Origin of the sequence: Bradyrhizobium sp., from assembly GCF_019242285.1 — a bacterium.
Taxonomy (GTDB): Bacteria; Pseudomonadota; Alphaproteobacteria; order Rhizobiales; family Xanthobacteraceae; genus Bradyrhizobium.
Genome location: NZ_JAFAVV010000471.1, coordinates 1 through 6,060, shown reverse-complemented (window position 1 = coordinate 6,060; position 6,060 = coordinate 1). Strand labels below are relative to the sequence as shown.

Here is a 6,060-nt window from a genome sequence, read left to right as displayed (position 1 = left end):
TATCCGGCGGCGACACGCTGCTCGGCCAGCTCTGAGCCGTCCCGTCCCGATCTGCGCTATCAACATCGCCCGCGCCAGCGGGCGATGTTTTTTGAGACGGTTGCTCCGGGTCAGGAGGCCTCCCTGCCTGTCCGGTCGAAATAGGAGAAGGCGATGCCGGTCAGACCGCCGAGCATCGCCCAGAACACCAGGCTGGTCAGCGTCACCGCTACGACGAACTGATGCGACAGCGAGGCCGGCACGTTGGTTTCGACATGCTCCAGCTCCGGCGCGCCGACCAAATGCGGGAGAACGATGAGAATCAATCCCGCGATCGCCGCCGGCGCCGTGGCGCGCAGGAAGATCAGGCTGAGACCCGCGGCCGATGCGAGCGCCGCCAGGACCCACCAGATCTGGCGCGACAGCAGCGGCGCCGTCGGCACGCCCGGCAGCTCCGGCGGCAGGCCGAGGCCCGGCGCCAGCGTGAACACCGCGAAGCCTGCAAGGCCCCAGACCAGTCCGGTGTGCCAATGGACGGGGGCGGACGCCTCGCCGCCACGGATCGCAAACAGCGAGGCCAGGATCAGCGCAAAACCGATCGCAGTCAGCACGTTGGCGCCCGCGGTAAAGGCATTGCGCTCCAGGCCGTCCCGCGGCTCCCAGGCCTCGGCCGCATGCTCATGCGCGGCGTGGTCGTGAGCGGCGGCCTGCCCGGCCGTCGTTGCGCCCGCCGCGGCCTCGTGGTGATGCGCGGCCGCCTTCTCGTACAGCTCGGCCTTGAGGATCAGCGGCACCGTGCCGAACTGCTGGATCAGCGTGACCACCAGGCCTGCGGCGAGGCCGGCGACGACCGCCGAGAACACGATCGCGCGAAAGATGTTCATGGCGGGGGACTGCTTGCCTAGTGGCAGGGGAAGGCGTTCGAATGCCTCACGTCATGGGCAGCGTTGTGAACGACGTCGATATGGGAGAAGCCGACCATGGCGATGATGAACAGGCCAAGCGTCATGGCCAGCGCGGCCGGCACGAGCCGGGCGGAGGTCCTGCTGCCGGCCAGCGGCAAATGGGCTGCGGTCGAGAACGGGGTCATCAAGAGTTTCTCCCTCGTTGCTGGAAGCTCAGGCGGTCAGGCTGCGCGCGATGTCGCGGCTGGTGAGATGAAGGTTGGTGCCGGCCGCGATGTTGCGCCGGGCGATCTTGGCGCGCGCGGCCAGCCGGAAGGCGCGCTCGCATTCGCCGAAATAGCGCAGGCAATCCGCGGGCGTCGGCTCGAACCGGAGCAGCGTCCGGAAGGCGCGCCGGTGCACGACACAGCACGCGGCATGCGAAACCACCGGAAAACTCAGGGCGTCGATGTCCGCTCGCCAGGACGCAGTTGTGTCCGCGATGGCGCTGGTGGCGTCGGCCTCGGCGAGCATCATCCTGTCCAATCCCTCGAGGTCGCATTGTAGCCGGGATCGCCACGGCGCCGATAGTCGAAAGTCGGCGAGGCCGGTGATGTCCGCCCGATTGAGCTCACCGCTTCAGCCGCGCCATCGCGACGCCGTCGCGCGCGAGCTGGTCGGCCCGCTCGTTCTCGGCATGGCCGGCATGACCGCGAACCCAGTGCCACTGCACCTGGTGCGGCTTCAGCGCCGTATCGAGCCGCTGCCACAGTTCGGCGTTCTTGACCGGCTTCTTGTCGGCGGTCTTCCAGCCGTTCCTCTTCCAGCCATGGATCCAGCCGGTGATGCCCTGCCGCACATACTGGCTGTCGGTGTAGAGGTCGACCCGGCACGGCTTCTTCAAGGCTTCCAGCGCCGAGATCGCCGCCATCAATTCCATCCGATTGTTGGTGGTATGGGCCTCGCCGCCCTTCAATTCCTTCTCGACCTCGCCGAATTTCAGGATCGCGCCCCAGCCGCCCGGCCCCGGATTGCCCGAGCACGCGCCGTCGGTGTGGATGGTCACCTGCGGAAGCGTGCTCACGCGACCATCCCCGGCGCTTCGAAGCCGTAGTCACGCACGCTGGCAACGGTCTGATGGAAGCGCAGCTTGCGGACATATTCCAGCGGGTCCTTGGGCCGCACCAGCGCGCCTGGTGGCACGTTGAGCCAGTCGACCAGCCGCGTCAGCAGAAAGCGGATCGCCGCCCCACGCGCGAGCAGCGGCAATGCGTCCTGCTCGGCGCCGGACAGTTTTCGCACGCGCGTGTACGCGTTGAGGAAGGCACGCGCCTTGGTGACGTTGAAGGCGTGGTCGCCCTCGAAGCACCAGGCGTTGAGGCAGATCGCGACGTCATAGGCCAGCATGTCGTCGCAGGCGAAGGTGAAGTCGATCACGCCCGACAGGCGGTTGCCCAGGAAGAAGACGTTGTCGGGAAACAGGTCGGCATGGATCACGCCCCGCGGCAGGCCGTTCGGCCAGACGCCGCTCTCGAGATAGGCAAGCTCGGCGGCGAGGAAGCCGGCCAATCCCGGCTGCAGTTCATCGGCGCGCGGAGCCGCCGCCGCGAACAGCGGCCGCCACCCCTTGACCGACAGCGCGTTGGCGCGCGTCATCCCGAAATCGGCGCCAGCCAGATGCATCCTGGCCAGCACTTCGCCGACGCCGGCACAATGGCCGGCGGTCGGCTTGCGCGGCCAGATGCCCTCGAGAAAGGTGATGATCGCGGCCGGCCGCCCGGCGAGCACGCCGAGCGCCTCGCCTGCCCTGTTCAGGACCGGCTGCGGACAATTGATGCCGTGGGTCGCCAGATGCGTCATCAGGCCGAGAAAGAACGGCAGGTCGATTCGCTCGACGCGCTTCTCGTAGAGCGTCAGGATGAACGAGCCCTGGCTGGTGTGCAGCAGGAAGTTGGAGTTCTCGACCCCCTCGGCGATGCCCTTGTAGGACATGAGCTCGCCGAGATCGTAGTGGGACAGGTATTCCGCAAGTTCATCGGCGGCAACGTCGGTGTAGACCGCCATGAAGGTCTATTCCGCGGCTGCTTCGGGCCGCAGCGAGCGCGGCAGCGGGAAGAACTCGTTCTCCTCCGCGGCCGACACCGTCTCCACATGCAATCGGTAGCGCTCGGCAAAGGCACCCATGATCTCCTCGACGATCACTTCCGGCGCCGAGGCGCCGGCGGTGATGCCGAGGCTCCTGATGCCCTCGAACCGCTTCCAGTCGATGTCGCTGGCCCGCTGCGCCAGGACCGCGATCGGGCAGCCCTCGCGCTCGGCGACCTCGCGCAATCGCTGCGAATTGGAGGAGTTCGGCGCGCCGACCACGATCAGCGCATCGACCACGGGCGCGACCTTCTTCACCGCGAGCTGGCGGTTGGTGGTGGCGTAGCAGATGTCTTCCTTGTGCGGGCCGGAGATGTTCGGGAACCGGCCTTTCAGCACCGCGACGATGTCGGCAGTGTCGTCGATCGACAGCGTGGTCTGGGTCACGAAGGCGAGATTGTCGGGGTTCTTCGGGGTGAAGGTCGCGGCATCATCGGCGGTCTCGATCAGGGTGACCGCGCCCTGCGGCAATTGGCCGAGCGTGCCGACCACCTCCGGATGATGGGAGTGGCCGATCAAGAGGATTTCCCGGCCGCGCTTGAAATGGATCGCGGCCTCGCGGTGCACCTTGGTGACCAGCGGACAGGTCGCGTCCAGCGAGAAGAAATTCCTGGTCTGCGCTTCGGCCGGAACCGATTTCGGCACGCCGTGGGCGGAGAACACCACCGGTGCATTGGTATTGTCCGGGATTTCCGCCAGTTCCTCGACGAAGATGGCACCCTTGGTCTTGAGACTGTCTACCACGTATTTGTTGTGCACGATCTCGTGCCGAACATAGACCGGCGCACCGTAGATGGTGAGCGCCCGTTCCACGGTGTCGATGGCCCGTACCACTCCGGCACAGAAGCCGCGCGGCGAACAAAGCACGATTCTAAGGTCTGGTTTGGCGGCCATGGGAGCGATCCTGCGGACCGAATCACCCCTCGCCAACGGGCGGGGAACGGTCGATTGGCCCTACGAATTGGGCCGGCTTTCGACTGGAGTCAAGGCCGCCGGGCAGGCCATTGCGCTCCAGGTCACACAAGGCCTATATAGAGGATTAATTCCCGTCATCGTTGATGACCACCGGCTTCGCCCCATAGAACCTAAAAGGGTTGGCGAAGCACAAAGGAGATTTGCCATGAGCAAGGCCCCCCTGATGCCGAAGGCGACCGCCGTCTGGCTGCTCGACAATACTGCCCTGACCTTCGATCAGGTGGCCGATTTCACCAAGATGCACCCGCTCGAGATCCGCGCCATCGCCGACGGCGATGCCGCGCAGGGCATCAAGGGCATGGACCCGCTTTCCAACGGTCAGCTCACCCGCGAGGAGATCGAGAAGGGCGAGCGCGACCCCGAGCACCGGCTGAGACTCGAGGAGAGCAAGGTGGTGCTGCCGCAGCAGAGCAAGAAGAAGGGCCCGCGCTACACCCCGGTGTCACGCCGCCACGAACGGCCGAGCGCGATCCTCTGGCTGGTGCGCAACCACCCCGAATTGAAGGACGCGCAGATCATGCGGCTCGTCGGCACCACCAAGACCACGATCGCCAGCGTCCGCGACCGCACCCACTGGAACGCCTCGACCTTGACGCCGATGGACCCGGTGACGCTCGGCCTCTGCTCGCAGATCGAGCTCGATTTCGAGGTGCAGCGCGCCGCCAAGGAGAAGCCGGCCGACGCCACCTATGGCGGCGCCACCCTGCTGCCGGCCTCCGAGACCACCCGCAAGGAGCCGGAATACGAGACGGCCGAATCGAAGAGCGGCGACCTCAACGTCGACGCGGTGTTCGCCAAGCTCAAGACCATCGGCGGCAAGAAGCCCGAGGAGGAGTGAGCGGGGCCTTGCGCTCAGCCTTGGTAAGTATTGCAAACGCGGCGGCCGCTTCCGCCGCGTTTTGGCTTCAGTAACAAATCAGGTCGCCGCGAATTCGGTCACCTCGCCCCGCGCCTGTCCGCCGAAGCCCGCCTTCGGGCGAAGGCGGATGCGGGGAGAGGTCGGATCGCATCGCCAGATGCGATCCGGGTGAGGGGGTACAGGTCCGACGGCTCACACCGCCCGCGCGTCTGCCCCTCACCCCAACCCTCTCCCCGTGAGAACGGGGCGAGGGAGCACACCGCCGATGCCGACTGGCCTGTTTCAATCTCATCGCCCCTCACGGATGATCCGGATGGTCCATCATGTACTGGGCGAGGTCGCGCTGCTTGCGGTCGGTGCGGCGGGTGGCATTATCGCGCTGCACGTCGCGGTCCTTGCGGCAGGCGGCATATTGCGGTGAGCCCGATGCGATCGTGCCGTTGGCGCGGCAGTAGGTGTCGTCGTCGGTGTCGAGCGAGCTCTGGACCGTTGGCTCCCCCCGTTCCAGACAGCCGGCGAGCAGCGGCGCTGCGAGGAGAAGCGTGAGGAACAACCGCGGGGAGCTGCGTCGCATGCTGGGTCCTTGTTCATTCGTGGCGGCTGGCGATGAGGCGCCTGTGATGCCTCCGCATTCCTCCGAAAACAAGGCATTTGCGGGGTCGGCGACGGCTCCCTGACCATGCCGCCGGAACCCTACGCCCTGTCCTTCAGCGCCGCGCCGATCTCGTCGAGCACCTTGGGGTCTTCGATCGTCGCCGGCATGGTCCAGGCTTCGCCGTCGGCGATTTTCTTTATGGTGCCGCGGAGAATCTTGCCCGAACGCGTCTTCGGCAATCGGCCGACCGTGATCGCGAGCTTGAACGCCGCGACCGGACCGAGCTTGTCGCGCACCAGCGCCACGATCTCCTTCTCGATCTCGGCAGGCGGGCGCGTCACGCCGGCCTTGAGCACCAGGAAGCCGCAAGGCACCTCGCCCTTGATCGCATCCCTGATGCCGAGCACGGCGCATTCGGCGACATCCGGATGCGAGGCGAGGATCTCCTCCATGCCGCCGGTCGAGAGCCGGTGGCCGGCGACATTGATGATGTCGTCGGTGCGGCCCATGACGAAGACATAGCCGTCCTCATCCTTGTAGCCGGCGTCCGAGGTTTTGTAGTAGCCGGGGAATTCAGTGAGATAGGCCTCCGTGAACCGCGCATCCTGCTGCCACAGCGTCGG

Annotated in this window: 8 protein-coding genes and 1 pseudogene; 1 reads left to right on the top strand and 8 read right to left on the bottom strand. The window is 66.3% G+C overall.

Going from position 1 to position 6,060, the window contains the following annotated elements; genetic code table 11:
- Window positions 1–110 precede the first annotated feature (110 nt).
- From JOY90_RS18605 to ispH, 6 genes are all read right to left on the bottom strand, one after another.
- Entirely contained in the window at window positions 111–863 is a 753-nt protein-coding gene (locus JOY90_RS18605) for a CbtA family protein (RefSeq protein WP_291692578.1), read from the bottom strand.
- Between the two features lie 17 nt (window positions 864–880).
- Entirely contained in the window at window positions 881–1,069 is a 189-nt protein-coding gene (locus JOY90_RS18600; RefSeq protein ID WP_291692579.1) for a CbtB domain-containing protein, read from the bottom strand.
- A gap of 28 nt (window positions 1,070–1,097) precedes the next feature.
- Window positions 1,098–1,397 (bottom strand): hypothetical protein, encoded by a 300-nt coding sequence (locus JOY90_RS18595; RefSeq protein WP_291692577.1) that lies wholly within the window; start codon window positions 1,395–1,397, stop codon window positions 1,098–1,100.
- A gap of 97 nt (window positions 1,398–1,494) precedes the next feature.
- A complete protein-coding gene (rnhA, locus tag JOY90_RS18590; protein ID WP_291692576.1) occupies window positions 1,495–1,947 on the bottom strand; it encodes a ribonuclease HI in 453 nt (150 codons plus the stop codon).
- Entirely contained in the window at window positions 1,944–2,927 is a 984-nt protein-coding gene (locus JOY90_RS18585; protein ID WP_291692575.1) for a homoserine kinase, read from the bottom strand. Before JOY90_RS18585 ends, rnhA begins: the two co-directional genes overlap by 4 nt.
- Before the next feature lie 6 nt (window positions 2,928–2,933).
- Window positions 2,934–3,902 carry a 4-hydroxy-3-methylbut-2-enyl diphosphate reductase gene (gene ispH, locus JOY90_RS18580; RefSeq protein WP_291692574.1) on the bottom strand — a complete coding sequence of 323 codons (969 nt, stop codon included), beginning with the start codon at window positions 3,900–3,902 and terminating at the stop codon, window positions 2,934–2,936.
- A 226-nt stretch (window positions 3,903–4,128) separates the two neighbouring features.
- Between ispH and JOY90_RS18575 the strand changes: the two genes are divergently transcribed.
- Window positions 4,129–4,821, top strand: coding sequence for a DUF1013 domain-containing protein (locus tag JOY90_RS18575; RefSeq protein ID WP_291692573.1), 693 nt, complete (start codon window positions 4,129–4,131; stop codon window positions 4,819–4,821).
- Window positions 4,822–5,140: 319 nt separating this feature from the next.
- Here the strand turns inward: JOY90_RS18575 and JOY90_RS18570 are convergent, their stop codons facing one another.
- Entirely contained in the window at window positions 5,141–5,416 is a 276-nt protein-coding gene (locus JOY90_RS18570; protein ID WP_291692572.1) for a hypothetical protein, read from the bottom strand.
- 119 nt (window positions 5,417–5,535) lie between these two features.
- Window positions 5,536–6,060: pseudogene (prpE, locus tag JOY90_RS18565) on the bottom strand (propionyl-CoA synthetase); the annotation flags it as partial.

What these genes read in the sequence shown, in the direction of transcription:
- JOY90_RS18605 (WP_291692578.1), bottom strand. Translation starts at nt 863, where the DNA reads ATGAACATCTTTCGCGCGATCGTGTTCTCGGCGGTCGTCGCCGGCCTC.
- JOY90_RS18600 (WP_291692579.1), bottom strand. Translation starts at nt 1,069, where the DNA reads ATGACCCCGTTCTCGACCGCAGCCCATTTGCCGCTGGCCGGCAGCAGG.
- JOY90_RS18595 (WP_291692577.1), bottom strand. Translation starts at nt 1,397, where the DNA reads ATGCTCGCCGAGGCCGACGCCACCAGCGCCATCGCGGACACAACTGCG.
- JOY90_RS18585 (WP_291692575.1), bottom strand. Translation starts at nt 2,927, where the DNA reads ATGGCGGTCTACACCGACGTTGCCGCCGATGAACTTGCGGAATACCTG.
- ispH (WP_291692574.1), bottom strand. Translation starts at nt 3,902, where the DNA reads ATGGCCGCCAAACCAGACCTTAGAATCGTGCTTTGTTCGCCGCGCGGC.
- JOY90_RS18575 (WP_291692573.1), top strand. Translation starts at nt 4,129, where the DNA reads ATGAGCAAGGCCCCCCTGATGCCGAAGGCGACCGCCGTCTGGCTGCTC.
- JOY90_RS18570 (WP_291692572.1), bottom strand. Translation starts at nt 5,416, where the DNA reads ATGCGACGCAGCTCCCCGCGGTTGTTCCTCACGCTTCTCCTCGCAGCG.